This window comes from Dyadobacter luteus (assembly GCF_003383615.1).
Lineage (GTDB): Bacteria > Bacteroidota > Bacteroidia > Cytophagales > Spirosomataceae > Dyadobacter > Dyadobacter luteus.
The window spans coordinates 281,106-297,782 of sequence record NZ_QNUL01000004.1 but is presented as its reverse complement, the minus strand read 5'-3'; the positions used below and the strand labels follow the sequence as shown (position 1 = coordinate 297,782).

Annotated in this window: 14 protein-coding genes; 13 read left to right on the top strand and 1 reads right to left on the bottom strand. The window is 43.2% G+C overall.

The window, feature by feature from the left end; genetic code table 11:
- Nucleotides 1-150: 150 nt before the first annotated feature.
- From DSL64_RS08010 to DSL64_RS07955, 12 genes are all read left to right on the top strand, one after another.
- Entirely contained in the window at nucleotides 151-3,609 is a 3,459-nt protein-coding gene (locus DSL64_RS08010) for a SusC/RagA family TonB-linked outer membrane protein (RefSeq protein ID WP_115830154.1), read from the top strand.
- 20 nt (nucleotides 3,610-3,629) lie between these two features.
- Complete coding sequence (locus DSL64_RS08005; protein ID WP_115830153.1) at nucleotides 3,630-5,477, top strand: RagB/SusD family nutrient uptake outer membrane protein; 1,848 nt, start codon at nucleotides 3,630-3,632, stop codon at nucleotides 5,475-5,477.
- Between the two features lie 9 nt (nucleotides 5,478-5,486).
- Nucleotides 5,487-6,206 carry a DUF3823 domain-containing protein gene (locus DSL64_RS08000; RefSeq protein WP_115830152.1) on the top strand — a complete coding sequence of 240 codons (720 nt, stop codon included), beginning with the start codon at nucleotides 5,487-5,489 and terminating at the stop codon, nucleotides 6,204-6,206.
- Nucleotides 6,207-6,363: 157 nt separating this feature from the next.
- The gene (locus DSL64_RS07995; protein ID WP_115830151.1) at nucleotides 6,364-6,744 is read left to right on the top strand and encodes a hypothetical protein; all 381 of its coding nucleotides are present in this window, start codon (nucleotides 6,364-6,366) and stop codon (nucleotides 6,742-6,744) included.
- A 199-nt stretch (nucleotides 6,745-6,943) separates the two neighbouring features.
- Nucleotides 6,944-7,735 (top strand): DUF3050 domain-containing protein, encoded by a 792-nt coding sequence (locus tag DSL64_RS07990; protein WP_115830150.1) that lies wholly within the window; start codon nucleotides 6,944-6,946, stop codon nucleotides 7,733-7,735.
- Nucleotides 7,736-7,802: 67 nt separating this feature from the next.
- Nucleotides 7,803-9,239: an MBL fold metallo-hydrolase gene (locus DSL64_RS07985; protein WP_229216995.1), complete on the top strand. Its 1,437-nt coding sequence runs from the start codon at nucleotides 7,803-7,805 to the stop codon at nucleotides 9,237-9,239.
- Nucleotides 9,240-9,384: 145 nt separating this feature from the next.
- Nucleotides 9,385-9,912, top strand: coding sequence for a cupin domain-containing protein (locus DSL64_RS07980; protein ID WP_115830149.1), 528 nt, complete (start codon nucleotides 9,385-9,387; stop codon nucleotides 9,910-9,912).
- A gap of 12 nt (nucleotides 9,913-9,924) precedes the next feature.
- Nucleotides 9,925-11,040 (top strand): aldo/keto reductase, encoded by a 1,116-nt coding sequence (locus DSL64_RS07975; protein ID WP_115830148.1) that lies wholly within the window; start codon nucleotides 9,925-9,927, stop codon nucleotides 11,038-11,040.
- A gap of 134 nt (nucleotides 11,041-11,174) precedes the next feature.
- The gene (locus DSL64_RS07970; RefSeq protein ID WP_115830147.1) at nucleotides 11,175-11,759 is read left to right on the top strand and encodes a Crp/Fnr family transcriptional regulator; all 585 of its coding nucleotides are present in this window, start codon (nucleotides 11,175-11,177) and stop codon (nucleotides 11,757-11,759) included.
- A 114-nt stretch (nucleotides 11,760-11,873) separates the two neighbouring features.
- Nucleotides 11,874-12,536, top strand: a complete 663-nt coding sequence (locus tag DSL64_RS07965; RefSeq protein WP_115830146.1) for an NADPH-dependent F420 reductase — start codon at nucleotides 11,874-11,876, stop codon at nucleotides 12,534-12,536.
- Nucleotides 12,537-12,626: 90 nt separating this feature from the next.
- Nucleotides 12,627-13,463 carry a 4,5-DOPA-extradiol-dioxygenase gene (gene ygiD / locus DSL64_RS07960; RefSeq protein ID WP_115830145.1) on the top strand — a complete coding sequence of 279 codons (837 nt, stop codon included), beginning with the start codon at nucleotides 12,627-12,629 and terminating at the stop codon, nucleotides 13,461-13,463.
- Nucleotides 13,460-14,206: an alpha/beta hydrolase gene (locus DSL64_RS07955; RefSeq protein ID WP_229216994.1), complete on the top strand. Its 747-nt coding sequence runs from the start codon at nucleotides 13,460-13,462 to the stop codon at nucleotides 14,204-14,206. Before ygiD ends, DSL64_RS07955 begins: the two co-directional genes overlap by 4 nt.
- Before the next feature lie 188 nt (nucleotides 14,207-14,394).
- Here the strand turns inward: DSL64_RS07955 and DSL64_RS07945 are convergent, their stop codons facing one another.
- A complete protein-coding gene (locus tag DSL64_RS07945; RefSeq protein ID WP_115830143.1) occupies nucleotides 14,395-14,625 on the bottom strand; it encodes a helix-turn-helix domain-containing protein in 231 nt (76 codons plus the stop codon).
- Between the two features lie 753 nt (nucleotides 14,626-15,378).
- Between DSL64_RS07945 and DSL64_RS07935 the strand changes: the two genes are divergently transcribed.
- Nucleotides 15,379-16,644, top strand: a complete 1,266-nt coding sequence (locus tag DSL64_RS07935) for a TlpA family protein disulfide reductase (RefSeq protein WP_158547896.1) — start codon at nucleotides 15,379-15,381, stop codon at nucleotides 16,642-16,644.
- Nucleotides 16,645-16,677 lie beyond the last annotated feature (33 nt).

Here is a 16,677-nt window from a genome sequence, read left to right as displayed (position 1 = left end):
TTACCTCATAAAACAGACCAGTAGTGTTTGCGCCACTACCGGCCTGTGCCTCCCCTGGTTTGTCGAAACAAATATGGTTTTCTGTCAGAAAGCCAAAGGGAATCGTTTTGCCCAAAAATCTCACTAATTGATACAAAACAGCTCAAAAGTATGAATGTAAATCTAGTCTTCCAACGCTTACTATTGCTTTTTATGAAAGTGACGTTGATACAATTCTTCCTGCTGGTCATGTTCACAGATCTGGTCTGTGCTCACGACTCCAATGCCCAGGAAATCCTGCAACAAAAGTTAACCTTAAAACTCGACAACAGCGAAATCAGAACCGTGTTATCCAGGATTGAGGGTGCCGCCAAGGTCAAATTTATGTATAGTCCTGAAATGATTCAATCCCGCCGGAGAGTGAATCTGAATGTGACCAATGAGCGGCTGGATCAGGTTCTGAGCCAATTTCTATCTCCCCTGAACCTGACTTATGAAGTAAGCAAACGAACCATCATTCTCAATACCGATAACACACGGAACCTGCAGCTTCTGCGTAAATCCGAAGGCAGCGCTCCGGTTAAAATAAACCTGACAGGTAAAGTTACTGACGAAAAAGGTGGCGGTCTGCCGGGTGTAAATATCGTTCTGAAAGGAACCGTGACAGGTACCACTACGGATACCGAGGGAAAGTACAGCATTGACGTCCCCGATAATTCCGGCATTTTGGTTTACAGTTTTCTTGGTTATAAAACCATTGAAAAGCAAATAGGTAACCAGACCATCATCGACGTACAGTTGCAGTTTGATGACAAATCACTAGAAGAGGTAGTGGTCGTAGGTTTTGGACTTAAAAACAAGAAAGAAACCGTATCAGGAGCTATTTCAACAGTGAATGCTGACGAGCTTTCTCATGCCAGCACTGTTACTTCTGCGGGCGCACTGGTGGGCAAGATGCCCGGTGTTACATTCAGACAAACATCAGGCGTACCTGGAAGCGCCCCAACACTTCAAATCCGTAACTATGGAACGCCATTGGTAATTATTGATGGAATCCAGAAAGACTACGGAAGCTTTGCACAGCTTGATTTCAATGATATCGAAAATATTTCAGTACTTAAAGATGCTTCTGCCTCCATTTATGGTATGCAGGCAGCTAACGGTGTTCTGGTAGTAACAACCAAACAGGGTAAGCGTAATCAAAAGCCGGTCATCACCATGCAGGGATACTATGGACTTCAAAAACCATGGGGTTATAACAAACCTGCAGACGCTGCTACCTACATGAGGGCCATCATTCAGGATGAGACCTACAATAACGTTCCGGAATCTGCAAGGAGCATCAGTCGTGAGGAGTATGCCAAATGGCAGGCAGGAACCGAACCTGGTTATCAATCTTTTGACTGGTATAACCATATCTGGCAAACCAGACCCCAGATCTACGGAAGTATGAATGTATCAGGAGGAAGTGACAACACCGACTACTATATCAGCTTTAACAGGATTGAGCAGAAAAGTATGCTACGCAATTTCCACGGATTTGACCGGACCAACTTTCAGAGTAACATCAACATTAATCTTACTAAAAAGCTGAAGGTAGGTATGAACATCAACGGACGTCTGGAGCGTAACCGTCAGCCAGGACTTCCGGGAGATGATTATGATTTCGCCCTTCAGGCTGCATTTCGGAATCTACCTACAAAGCGCCCGTTTGTCAATGACGATCCGCGCTACCCCGCTGTCTCTGCAGTGGATCCCCAGTTCAGTTACGGATGGATCAATGAAGCTACTTCGGGAGTGTACCAATCACAGGTACGCATCATGCAGCTTAACGGTACTGCTGAGTACAAAATTTCCAATTCTCTCAAAGCCAGAGCCCTGGTAAGTTATTGGTATAAGAATTACCGCACTGACTTACAGGAAAAATCTCCGTTACTGTATCGTTATGACAATACGTCCAGCAGTTACAACATTGCTTACCAGGGTAATGCGAGGTATCTGGAGCGCTATGTACAAAATTCAGAAGAAATGACCAGTAACGTGCAGCTGGACTACGAGAAGACCTTCCAAAAGCATCATGTCCATCTGATCACGGGAATGGAAACTAAAACGGCGAATTATCCGGGCGTTTACATCTGGGGAAATCAGGAAGCGAACGGGATCCCTTTTCTAACCACCAAGTCCACAGCTAATGTAAGGGATGAGATTCCTTTTAACCAGAACCGGTTGGGTATTCTGGGTCGCTTCAACTATGACTATGATAACAAGTACATTCTGGAAATGTCTGGCCGTTACGACGGATCTTACTTCTATAAAAAAGGAAAGCGTTTCGGATTCTTCCCATCCGCATCTGCTGCCTACCGGATTTCTCAGGAGGAATTCTGGAAGAACAACTCTTTTTTAGGCAAGAATATCGACGAGGTAAAAGTACGCGGTTCTTACGGAGTACTGGGTAAAGAGCTGGGTAGCGCTCTTACTTACATCACTGGTTATAATTTCAATCAGGGCTCTGCGATTCTGGACGGCAAAGACGTAGTATCCAGTCGTATTACCGGCCTTGCAACCGATAACATCACCTGGGGCCGGGTCTATGTGCTTGATCTGGGTATTGACGTAGGTCTTTTTGGCAACCGCTTAACGGGAGGATTTGACTGGTTTGACCGTCATCAAACCGGAGAGCTAGCCAGTCGTTACGACGTGCTTCTACCTAATGAAATTGGCTTTGGCTTACCAGCTGAGAACCTGAACAGCGATCATACCAAAGGTATTGAGATGAATCTGGGTTGGAGAGACAAAGTTAGGGATTTCAGCTATTTCGTGGGAGGTAATTTCACGTTCTCCCGCTGGATTACCGGCACGCGTTACAAGCCCAGATGGGCCAGTTCCTACGACCGCTTCCGCGACCTGGGCAATACGGAAGGACGTTTCCGCGATGGTAGTTTCCAGCTTGTAGCCAACGGGCAGTTCCAAAGCTGGGAACAAATTGCCAATCACCCGATTGATCAGGATCACTTCGGCAATACGACCATTCGTCCGGGCGATTACATTTATCAGGATACCAACAATGACGGCTACATCACCGATCTTGATATGAATAATGTGACCTACCGCGTCAATAGCGGTACACCATGGCTCAACTTTGCTTTCAACGCAGGAGCCAGCTGGAAAGGATTTGATTTCAGGGCCGAGTTCGTAGGTGGCTCCAAGTTCACCTATGAGCAGCAGTGGGTAATGCGTTATTTTGACGGTAACACGAATGTGTCTCAATATCTGGCCGACAATTCGACCTGGTATAAAGATATTTGGGATAAAAACAGCGGATTTGATATCGGGCGCTATCCGCTTCTGACCAAAGGAGTCAACAACTGGATGAATACGCACTGGCCTAACAGTAACTGGCAAACTAATGTAACCTACCTTAAACTCCGCAATATAGAGTTGGGATACAATCTGCCGGACCACGTGGTAAAAAAAGCAAAACTAAGCGGTCTCAGGATCTATGTAACAGCTCAGAACTTTTTCACCTTCACTAACATGCCAGGGGGACTGGATCCTGAGATGGGGCATAATGGAGGAATAGCCTATCCAAACCCCAGACTTGTGAACGCTGGTTTCGTACTCAAACTTTAATTCCATTATTTGTAATAAGCATGAAAATCTCATTTCGTTTCCTGATCATGGTTTTGATGTTATCAATGGGAGGGTGCATAACCCAGCTTGATACCGAACCAACCAATATACTACCCGAGTCCGGGGTCTTTACCGATAAAGCACTCGCGCAATCTGTGTTGGCTAACTTTTATAATTCTGTCAACTATGGACAAAACAATGGTAACCATGCCAACTATCACCTGCTAGATGAAGCCAACTTGTCCTACGGGCCTGCAACAACCACTGACGCGGAAAAGATAATTCCACGCGACTTTTTTCAGACCTATGATTACGGACTTGTCCGCAGAATGAATCAGTTCCTGGCTGGCATACGATCAGCCCCCGCAAGAGCTGCTCTACTGGAAGCAGATCGCAGTAATCTGGAAGCTCAATGCATCTTTTTAAGGGCGTGGTACCATTTCTGTATGGCACGTAGTTTCGGAGGAATGCCTATTTTGGGAGACACCGTTTTCACTTATGAATCGGGTATCGATCCTGAGCGCTTTCAGGTAGCCCGGTCTACCGAAGCAGGAATATATGATTATGTAATCGCCCAGTGCGATCTTGCTTCGGCTAATCTGACCAGCTCTAAAACAACAAATGCAGGCATTGCCAACAAGTGGGCAGCGTTGATGTTGAAAGCAAGAGCAGCTGTATATGCCGGTTCTATTGCAAACTATGGCAATAAGTTTACCCCCACTGTTCGCACTCCGAATTGGGAAGCAGGTATCCCTGCCGACCAGGCACAGAAATACTACAAAATGGCCCAGGAAACAGCTGAACAGGTCATTGCACAGAGCCCGTACGTGCTACAGATCGACGCGACTAACCTTGGTGACTCGTTTTACAAAGCTACCAGCGTTAAGTCGGCAAACACGGAGGTAATCTGGGCAATGGACCGCCTTAGACCTAATGTAGTCACGCAGTTTACCAACTTCACAATGCCCTACTCTCACCGGGATTTTACTGAAGGAAATGCTTTGGGTGCAGTCCTTAATCTGGTTGAGGCTTTTGAAAATAAGGATGGAAGCGACCCGGTGATTAAAACTTCAACAGAAACAGGTAGTTATGTGTTTTACAATTCGGTGGAAGACCCTTTCACAAAGAAGGATGCACGTTTATGGGGAACCGTTATATATCCAAACGCTACCTACCGGCAAACGCCCGTAGTCCTTCAGGCTGGCCAGCTCAATAAATCCGGTGATGCTTATGTACTCAGAACCTCCTCTGTCAATGGTCGCGATGCCAGTGGTAATCTGATCACTTCAATAAATGGTCCTGCTTCCAACTCGGACAATTTTGTAAACAAAACTGGTTTTCTGGTTCGTAAATTTCTGGATGAATCTCCGAACGCAGGTTTGAATCCCGGATTTAGTGAAATGTGGTGGCCGCGTTTCCGTATCGCAGAAGCATACCTGATAGCCGCTGAAGCAGCGTTCGAATTGGGCGATAAAACCAAGGCCGTCACACATATCAATGCTACACGCCGGCGTGGAGGCATCCAGCCATTGACAGTTTCAACGATCAGCTTCAACCATATCGTAAATGAATACCGTGTAGAATTTGCCTTTGAAGATCACAGGTTCTGGGATTTAAAACGCTGGAGGCTCGCCCACACCATCTGGAATGGTACTCCTAATGATCCGACTGCACAGATGTATTCTTTATACCCTTATAAAGTAGTAGCACAGGGAGATGTGAACGACGGCAAATGGGTATTTACAAAACAATTGTCTTTTAAAATGGCAGCCAATCCGAGGAATTTCCCATTAATGAATTACTACGCCGCAATTCAGCCCGGATGGCGTGCAAATAATCCCAAGCTGGTAAATAATCCATTACAATAAGCACTTAACATGATGATCATACATTCAATCTACCGACTAATCCTGGTGTCTGTGTCAGCTGCCCTGCTATTCGGATGCAGTACAGAAATTGACAACTGGAGCTACCCCACTTCCACTGTATCCGGACAATTCCTCTACAAAGGCCAGCCTATGCAGTTGATGGGAACAGCTTCTGATGCAACAGGTTCTAATATGCTACAATTGCACCAGACAGGCGAAGGCTGGGTACAAGGGTTTGTAAAGGTGTTTACCAAAGATGACGGAAGCTTCACAGTCAATACTTTTGACGGCGATTACTATCTGAACCTCACACCGGGTCGCGGTCCATGGCAACCCAATACAGATACACTGCGCTTTTCATTGAACAAAACAGCCGAAAATCTGAATTTCGAGGTGACTCCCTACTTTTGGATATCCAATTATGCCGGCACCTACACTGATTCGGTATTTACAGCATCGTTTAATCTCGAAAAAATTGTGGCATCTGCAGCATTGGAAAGGGTTGTTATCCAACTGGGCACGACTGCCATCGTAGATAACGTATCTAAAACTTACGAGCAATCATTTACCACACTGGCTCCGGGTTCAAATACGATTAAACTGGACTTGAAGACTCTGACGTCGGGACAGAAAGCGAATTTGAAAAAAACAGGGTTTCTGTTTGCGCGTGTAGGGGTCAAAACAAGAAATGTGACTGACCTGATCTATTCTCAGACAACACGTCTATAACTGATTGTCATCAAGCCCTTACCCCAGGTTAGAGTTATGTGATCAGTATTGGCCGGACGCTTCTGTGTCCGGTCAATCTATCTTAAATCAATCATTTTCACCGTTAGTATTGTTTATAACTGACAATTTTCAATAACTAACAAGATCCAACTATGATATGAATCTGCTAAAAACGATTGGATTATGTTTGATGTTTCTTGCTTCGATCAGCTCTTGTAGCAGGCAAAGTAGTATCAGTAAAGCTAACAAGATCAGGTTAGAAGATAAAATGCTATCAGAAAAGCTGCAAACGCAAGAGAAAAGAGCCGATTTACTAAAGTTAAAGGATATTATTTCTGAAAATATAGGTGTAAAAAACAACCATCTCATCTTCAGGCTTAGTAAAAAAGAATTCAGGAAAACTGGCCTGCCGTCCGAATACTACGACAGAATCCAAAGAGAGATTAAAGCCAATAATGACTTCATAGATGCTAATAATCTTAATGCTGATGAGTTTATCGGAGATGGGAAATTCTTTCCGGCGGAACCTGAATATTGACAGTACAAAGCGTTGATCCGCTATACGATTGCAGGCGCAGCAGAGTCTCTAAATAGTTATAAATACCTGCCAGTAACCGATTGTCTAGCAAAAGTACCACATACGCCTGCTGAACAAACCAAACAAAAACACCAACAGCCGATCCTAAAACATGGTATCAAACGTACATTTGCAAACTCAAAATCACTATTAATTGCAAATGAATAGAATACAGAAACTCCGGGCAGACACAGCAGAACTAAGAAATCAACTTATCACCCACCCTTTATATAATCAGATTTCCAGCCTGGATGATCTGAAAATTTTCATGGAGGCCCATGTTTTTGCGGTTTGGGATTTCATGTCCTTACTTAAAGCTCTGCAACAGAAGCTTACCTGCGTTTCTATCCCCTGGATGCCTGTTGGTGACGCAGAAACGCGCTTCTTAATCAATGAGATCGTAACAGGCGAAGAAAGCGATGTTGACCAGCATGGGCGTAGATGCAGTCACTTTGAACTGTATCTGGAAGCGATGACTCAGGCAGGGTGCAGCCCTGATCAAATCAATACTTTTTGCAGTGCTGTAACAGCAAATAAACAGATCAGCAATGCGCTTGAAAATGCCGGAGTACCTGCTCATGTTACAGAATTTGTCAATCATACCTTCTCGGTGATCGCCAAAGGAGATCCTCATTTGCTGGCGGCCGTCTTCACCTTTGGGAGAGAAGATCTTATACCTGATATTTTTCTGTCATTCGTCAAAGAACTTCATAAGCAGACACCTGAACAGACCGATATTTTTAAGTACTACCTGGAACGCCACATAGAAGTTGACGGAGAACATCACTCTCAACTTGCCTACCAGATGACCAGTTCACTATGCGGAGAAGACGACAGGAATTGGGGCGAAGCTACTCAGGCAGTCATTGAAGCCTTACAACAGCGCATTGCACTGTGGGACGGAATTACAAAAGCAATTAAATCCCGAAAAACATCACCGAACGAACATTAACAATTGTTTCAAACGCACTTCGTTATACTTTTGCTAATTCTTTCGGGCAATTATTACTAGTATCATCATGGATCGCAGAAAATTTCTGGTTCGCGCAACTGCAGCATTACCGATATCATTGGGAGTCAAATCTTTATATCAATCCACTAACCTAACCCAGGACGTGTTGAACATAAAGCAATTCAAAGACGCGGCGTTGGCTCATTTTTCCTACGCAATATCAGCTGGAAGTAAATTAGTTCTGATCGATCCGGGGCGGGATCCTCAGCCTTACTATGACTATGCTGATAAAAACGGTCTTCAGATCACTGGAGTTATCGAAACGCACCCCCATGCTGATTTTATCAGTTCGCACCATGAGATTAACAAGACAAAAAAAGCGACGATCTACGCCAGCAAACTCACCAAAGCATCCTATCCGCATCAGCAGTTCGATCAGGGAGATGTCATTGAGCTTGGCAAAGATGTAAAACTGAAAGCGCTGCAAACACCGGGTCATTCTCCGGACAGTATTTCAATTTTGCTGGAGGAAAAAGGCAGGAACATTGCTGTTTTTACGGGAGATTCACTGCTTTTCGGAGATGTAGGGCGCCCCGACCTGCGCAGCTACTCTGGTGAATTTGCCACAGAAAAGAAAAATCTGGCTAAACAGATGTACCATACCATCCACGATCAGTTTGCAAAACTCGAAAATGATGTGAAAGTGTATCCCGCCCACGGTGCAGGTTCATTATGTGGCAAGGCAATCCGGAATGTAAATGAAAGCACGATCGGATATGAAAAAGAGAACAACTACGCATTTGGCAAAATGACGGAAGAGGCATTTGTAAATATCCTGCTGGGAGATCAGCCGGTTATCCCTTACTATTTCCCCTTCGACGTCGAAAACAATAAGAAAGGAAGTGCAGCATACCAACCTGCAATCGCTGCAGTGCCCGGCGAAAAAGCTAATTTTACTCCGTCGACAAATGAACGTATTATAGATACAAGAAAAGCCGAGCTCTTCAGAAAGTCCCATCAAACCGGAGCTGTAAACATTCCCGATGGCGGGAAATTCGAGACCTGGCTGGGAAGCGTTCAAAAACCGGAGCAATCCTTTTTCCTAGTTGCATCCTCAAAGCAGGAATTGCAGGATGTAATTGCTAAGTCTGCGAAGATCGGCTATGAGAGCATTATCAAAGGGGCTTATGTTTACGACAATAACGACGGTAGTAAATCTGATGAATTTAATATCACAACTTTCAAAGCAGATCCCGGAAAATATACCATCATTGACGTAAGAACTCAAAAAGAGTCTGCCGGACAACCCGTTTTTCCCGGCTCGATCAACATCCCTATTAATGAGCTGGCAGATCAGGTTGAAAAATTGCCAAAGGACAAACCATTTGTGATTCACTGCGCTTCTGGTTACCGTTCGGCAATCGGAGCGAGTATCATTAAAAAGCAGTTGCCCGACAAGACTGTGTATGACCTGTCGGATAGTATTCAGTCTTTCATAAAATAATGTTCTGATTTCATGCCGCCGTATTTGTATAATGTGCAGACGGCGGCATGGGATTAAACTCAGACCATCAGCCTTTCTACAGTGAATACAAAGGTTTTGGCATGATTCTATTGGCGATTTTCATCTGCATCAGATAGAGCATTACATGAATACACCACTTCCTGAAAAGGTTTATTTTCAAGACGACGGAGTCATTCCTAATGACATACTCCCGCTTTTGATTTATCGTAAAGCAATTGATACTCCTGTCAATGCCGATAAACTCGATCAGCAGCTTGCTGGCAATAACTGGACAAACAGCTGGCGTGATGGAATTTATCCCTTTCATCACTACCATAGTAACACACATGAAGTTCTGACTGTGATCGAAGGTAGTGCAGTACTACAATTAGGTGGACCAAAAGGCGAAAGGCTTGAAGTACAACCCGGAGATGTACTGATCATTCCAGCAGGAGTCGGACACAAATGCGTTTCACACAGTAATGATTTTCTTGTATTAGGTGCCTACCCTGACGGCCTGGAACCTGATCTGCAGCGTGAAGACGAACAGATTAGGGCTAAAGCAAAAGAAAATATTGGCAAGGTGCCCCTACCGCTCACAGATCCGTTATCAGGCGCATCGGCCGGACTTGTGCTGATTTGGGGAGAGCAACAAAATAAAAACACACATTAGAGATTAACCAATATGGAAAGAAGAGAATTCCTGTTAAAAACACCACTGGTGGCCGCCTGTATGGCATCTATTCCTGCAATCGGACTACTTACATCAACTAACCAAACAATGCAAGAACCCGTAAATAACAAACAGTTAAAAAAATTCCGCCCCGCCGACAAAGCCGGTTTTGGCGGTGTCGCACTGGGAAACGGCTTTCAGCAAAACCCGGATATTGAATGTCTGCAATCGATGCAGGAAGCCTGGGATGCCGGCATACGGTATTTTGATACATCGCCCTGGTACGGTTTAGGCATCAGCGAGAGGCGTATGGGGCTTTTTTTGAAAGATAAAAAACGAGAAGACTTCACACTTTCTACCAAAATCGGAAGAATACTTACTCCGCAAGAAAATTTTAAACCCGGACAACTTCTTTGGAAAGGGAAAATGAACGCAGGGTATCAATACGACTACACTGCCGAAGGTGTGAGAAGAAGTGTTGAAGACAGTCTGCAACGTATGGGTGTGTCCTCCATAGACATCGTTTTCATACATGATTTGTCGCCTGATAATGGTGATATGAAAGATAAATGGGTAGAACACTTCGAGGTTGCCAGAAAGGGAGCCATGCCGGAATTGACTAAAATGCGCGAAGAAGGTATTATCAAAGGATGGGGATTAGGTGTCAATACGATCGAACCTATCCTGAAAACCATAGAAGTGGCGGATCCGGATATTTTCTTATCTGCTTGTCAATACTCTCTGATTGAACACGAAGCAGCCCTGAATAAAGTGTTTCCTGAAGTTGCGAAAAAAGACATTTCCATTGTTGTTGGAGCACCGCTCTGTGCAGGTTTTCTGTCGGGTAAGGACAGATATCTTTATGGAGGCAAATTCCCTGCTGGTGTTAAAGAGAAATTGTCGGCTCTGCAGAAAGTTGCAAGTCAGCATCAGGTGGACCTCAGAACGGCAGCTTTACAATTTTCCGCAGCACCGCAAGTCGTATCCGCTGTGATACCCGGTGCACATACAGTACAGCAGGCACAGGAAAATGCAACATCTTTTAAGACAAAAATTCCCGCAGCTTTCTGGGCGCAATTGAAGCAGCAAAAGCTGATTGCAGAAAATGCACCGGTTCCAAAAGGCTGATCAAAGCAAAATCAGGGCAGCTCATAGGAACCTACCCTGATTTTGCTTTACCTGAGGGAATCATAGACTGATGACTTCTAAACGGCGCGGCTTGCTTATATTTGTCAATCTGATACTCTTTGCCTGATCCAGCCATGTACGAAGTTTTCTTCCAAAAATTCAACGAAAAAGTAAAACTAACGCCAACAGAAGAGCTTCATATTCAACAATATCTGACACCCAAGAAACTTCGCAAACGACAATATCTGCATCAGGAAGGTGACATTTGCAAACACATCGCACTGGTTGAAAAGGGCGCTCTTCGAAGTTATGTTGTGGATGAAAACGGTCAGGAGCACATCACCGCATTCGCGTTGGAAGGCTGGACAATCAGCGATCTATCTAGCTTCATGCATGAGCAGGTTTCCTCTCAAAATATTGATGCACTTGAAGATTGTGAGCTGGTATTGATCAGCCGGACATCACACGAGGAGCTGCTGACAACCATGCCCAAGTACGAAACATATGTACGCATACTGGTAACAGATGCTTACGTGGCTCTGCAAAAGCGAATGCTTGGGATGATCAGTATGTCTCCGGAAAACCGCTACAAATCCTTTATAGAGCTTTATCCAAATATTGTCCAACGTGTGGCACAGCATATGATCGCCTCCTTTATGGGATTATCTCCTGAGACGATCAGCCGGATCAGAAGCCGCATCAATAACCCGAAACCATAGCTGAAGGTGAATCAAGTATTTTCATTGATTTGAATCAAGAGAATTTCTTGCCTGAACGCATTGGCGCAGGTATGGCCTTGCTGGTAATTTTGTGGTGTCAAAATTGATGCTACAATGAACACAAAACAAACTATTGCCATCATAGGAGCTACCGGGAGCATGGGAACAGCTATCTCGAAAAGTCTTGCCAAAGGCAATTACAGGCTTTTGCTTTTTTCATCCAAAACAGAGCAATTACAAGCACTTGCATCCCAAATACAAACGCTTCATCCATCAGCAGATGTGATTGTTTCACAATGTCCGACGGATGCCTCCTGGGAAGCGGACATCATTATTCTGGCAGTACCCTATCAGGCCCAGCAGGAATTAGCCGGGAAGATTAAACAGGTTGCAAACCAGAAAATAGTGATCAGTATCGCTAATCCGTTGAATGAAACCTACGACGGTCTGGTGACAGCGCCGGACACAAGCGCCGCTGAGCAGCTGCAATTACTGTTACCTCATTCTAAAATAGTTAAAGCATTCAGCACCGTATTTGCTGCTGATTTTGCCCAACCTGTTATCTCCCAAAAACAAGCAGATGCGTTTATTGCAGGCGACGACCAGGAAGCATTAGAGGTAGTAGAACAACTGGTAAGCATTGCAGGATTTAATCCCATTGTTGCAGGTGGGCTACAAGTGAGCCGTACGTTGGAAAGTATGACACTGCTGCTGATTCAGCTGAATATCCGATACGACTATAATTGGCTGGCGGGTTGGAAAATCCTGCACCACTGAGAAACAATCAATCACAAAGTATAACATCATACCGCTGTAACGATGCAACGGAAACAATTTTTAACAACTGCCATTACTGGTACAATCGCCATGAGCACTTTTTCAGCATTCAAACATTTCACCAACTCTCTTCCTGAGCAGCCACAGCTCATGCCGGTATTATTTATCGGGCATGGATCACCCATGAATGGTATCGAAGACACCGAATTCAGCAGAAGATGGACACAAATGGCAAAGGAGATACCTACTCCTACAGCTGTACTGGTCGTATCGGCGCACTGGTTCACGCAAGGCACTAAGATCACAGCCATGGACTTCCCTAGGACAATACATGACTTTAGCGGTTTTCCTCCTGAGCTTTTTGCAGTGCAATACCCGGCACCTGGCAATCCCGAACTGGCACGGGAAACTGTAGGTCTTATCCATTCCGCAAAAGTAGAGCTCAATCATGACTGGGGGTTGGATCATGGAACCTGGACGGTCGTACGTCATATGTATCCCGAAGCTAAAATACCTGTACTGCAACTGAGCATTGACTATTCCAAAGGAGCACAGTACCACTACGACCTGGCAAAAGGATTACTGGCATTACGTAAAAAAGGGGTACTGATTATCGGAAGTGGAAACATGGTTCATAACCTGAGAATGGTAGCGTGGAACAGGCTAAACGACGTGCAGGGATACGGCTATGACTGGGCATTGGATTTAAACGATAAGTTCAAATCGCTGATTGCAGAGCATGACCACAAAGCACTGATCCATTATTCGCAGCTCGGACGTGAAGCGATGATGGCCATTCCCACTCCTGAACATTATCTGCCACTGATGTATACCCTGGGTCTGCAATCAGGCAAAGAAGACATTTCGTTTTTCAATGATCAGGCAGTAGGCGGATCGCTCACGATGACATCGGTAAAAATAGGATGAGAGCAACATGGATATTTGTCCTGCTATTGCAGGCCCTAACCGGACTGACAATCATTTATGTCAAAACTGAAGAAAAAAGAAAGAACGATAACATCGCAAGCATGGAAACGACACAAACCAACCTGCAATATCTGATCAAAGAACCTGAAAAGAAAGGGATTAAAGGCAAAGCTATTATTTTGCTCCATGGCGTAGGGAGTAATGAAAAAGACCTCTTTACACTGGCAGATTATTTGCCGGAGGATTTCTATATAATATCCGTCCGTGCACCCTTCCCTATGGGCGCAGAGCGCTATGCATGGTATCAGGTCGATTTCTCAACAGGAAAACCCGTATACAATACCCAGCAGGAACAGCAAAGCCGGAAAATGATACAGGATTTTATTGTTCAGGTTAAACAAAAATATGATCTGGAACAGGTATACCTTGGAGGATTCAGTCAGGGAGCAATTATGAGCTTTAGTATCGGCCTGACCGATCCCGGTTCTGTGAAGGGAATCGTTGCGCTGAGTGGCAGGCTACTCGAAGAAATCAAACCATTTGCGGCTCAAAAAGATGAATTGAAAAAACTGCAAGTTTTTATTGCACACGGTAAGCAGGACAGAACCCTTGATGTAGCATACGCCAGAGAAGCAAAAACTTATCTTCATCAACTGGGTATTGAACCTACCTATTCTGAATTTGAGGGAGGACATCAGGTAACAGCCGATGTGATACAGGAATTGAAGATATGGCTACAGTAGAGAAATAAGTATTACACTCACTGCACCAATGCAATTTTGGTAACAGGAATACAAAAATCCTATAAGGTCGTTTAAACACTTTCCAGCTTTTAAAAGTAACATCAGGAGCCATCCTTCGGAAATAAGTCCATCATCCGTCTCGATGAGGCGGCCTGCTTCTATATCCTTGTAAAATATTCTTGCCTGTCTCATAGCAACGTCGTCTGATTTGTGGGATTCAGGTCTTTACTGTTTACGGGAGCTAATTCGTGACCGAACATTCGGAGTACCTGATTTACTTTTTCAAGATTCAGATTTCCTTTATTCTGCTCAATTTTCCGGATTACAGTCAGTGCGACTCCGGCTCTAGAGGCCAAATCTTCCTGTGTCAAATGAGCCTGTTTTCTTTTATACTTTACAAATTCTGCTAGCTTTTCCATAATCTATATGCTTAAACATATAATTAATCAAATATACCAATATTTATATGCAAAAGCATACAAATAAGTATATAATTACTAGAATTATATCTTTTTGCATATAATGAACGACAAAATACTTTCTGAATTATATTAAATTATTCCATCACCACATACTCGTCTTTTCTCATAGTCAAATTTAGTTGATATATTAAATCTGCCTATTTCTTCTTCCAACAAATGTAGCAACCTCAGATCACTTACCTCGCCCGTTCCACACCTTTACGAAACCTTCTTTAAAACAATAAAAGTTTTTTCCAACTTTCAACCAGCAGCGACCGACAGCCAGTTCATCATATTGTACATCTACCGAGGCATGTAACTCTACTTGCATATCTGTAAAATTACTCTTGTTACTAAACAATAACCGCTTACTTGAAATCATTCTTTAGAAATTTCAAATATCTTAAAGTTAAAAAGCTTTCAAAGTGAACTTTTAAAATCCGCAAAAAGCTTAAATTAAATACAGAATATTAATTAATATTTCTAAATTTAGAATCAATACCATGCTACTACGACATGAGAATATTTATTTTGGGAATTTTGAGTACCTTTTTGGGTTTTATAAATAAGGAATCAGTTAGCTCCATTCAGGTAAGTTGTAAAGAATGTCTAGGAGGAAAGATAAGTATTATCAGGTATTCAACTTTTGCACAGATTGCTGACACACTATACACTTCTTCATTTAAAAAGGCAGAAAGTGAATTGATAAATTTGAATCATTCTGATTCAACAAGACTGATAGTTTCGGTAGTTAAGAATGATAGTGTTTCGATTTTTCGCAGGGATATTTACATAGAACCGGGCAAATCTGTTTCTCTTCACTTCAGCGATGGAAAATTAACATTTGGCGGAGATTTAGGGTTAATAAATTCCTACCTGCAAGACTCAGACCAGATCACCAAGGTTATAAGAAAACAGCACAGCGAGAATTTTGAGAAGTTTATTTCCTTATCAGAGCAAGACGCAGATCTTTATTTGACCAGGGTAACTAAACCTTATAATGAACTGAACGTCAAAATTCAGCAAGACTCACACCTGAGTACTTATCATAAAGAATTACTATTACACAGTAACTATTTATTCGCAACTAGCGAACGAAAGAACTTTAACTTTTACAGGCAACTCCGCAACATTTCAAAAGCAGAAAAACGTTGGACACGAGAAGGAACTAAGGAGAATTTTTATTCTCCGGATTACTTTTCCAACTTTTCAGTCAATCCATATTTTCTCAAAATTAATCCGATAACCTACAGTCATTATATAGGTTTGGACTTTAATGTACAGCTTACTGCACCAATTGATCATCACATTTCCCTCACAGATAAAAATTGGGACAGTAAGTATGAAGTTATTAAAGAAGCTATTCTTGCAAAAACTGATATAACCCAATACCATGAATTCATTCTGGCTATGCACAACTGCACTTATTTAGCCACTGAGTATAATTTTGAAAAAGCAGATGCTATTGTCAATTCATTTAAATCAGCGTATCCGACATCAGATTACCTTACAGATCTGGAGTATTTACTGTCTGAGATCAGTGTTACCAAAGCCGGACAACTTCCCCCTCAGGTAGCTGTAAATGATATAGAAGGAAAAGAATTCACACTTGCTGATTTGAAAGGAAAACTGGTTTATTTAGACTTTTGGGCCACCTGGTGTGGGCCATGTATTGAAGAGCTGAAATACTCAAAGAAGCTATCAAAAAAGTACGCTGATAACCCGGATATCGTATTTATGTATATTTCAAAAGATGGAGATGTCGAAAAATGGAAAAGATACCTGGCAAAACATCCTGATCTGAAGGGTATGCACGGCATTGACAAACAAAGTCAGAACAGTCTATCATCGGGGTTTAGGGTAGATGGTATTCCTCATTATGCACTGATCGAAAAGGACGGAAAAATCATCAATTCATATGCCGATCGCCCATCTGTTTTGCTGAATAATGACGTGCTGGATAAGCTTTTGAAATAGCTATTATCAATGCCTTTCAGAAGCCCTCAGCAA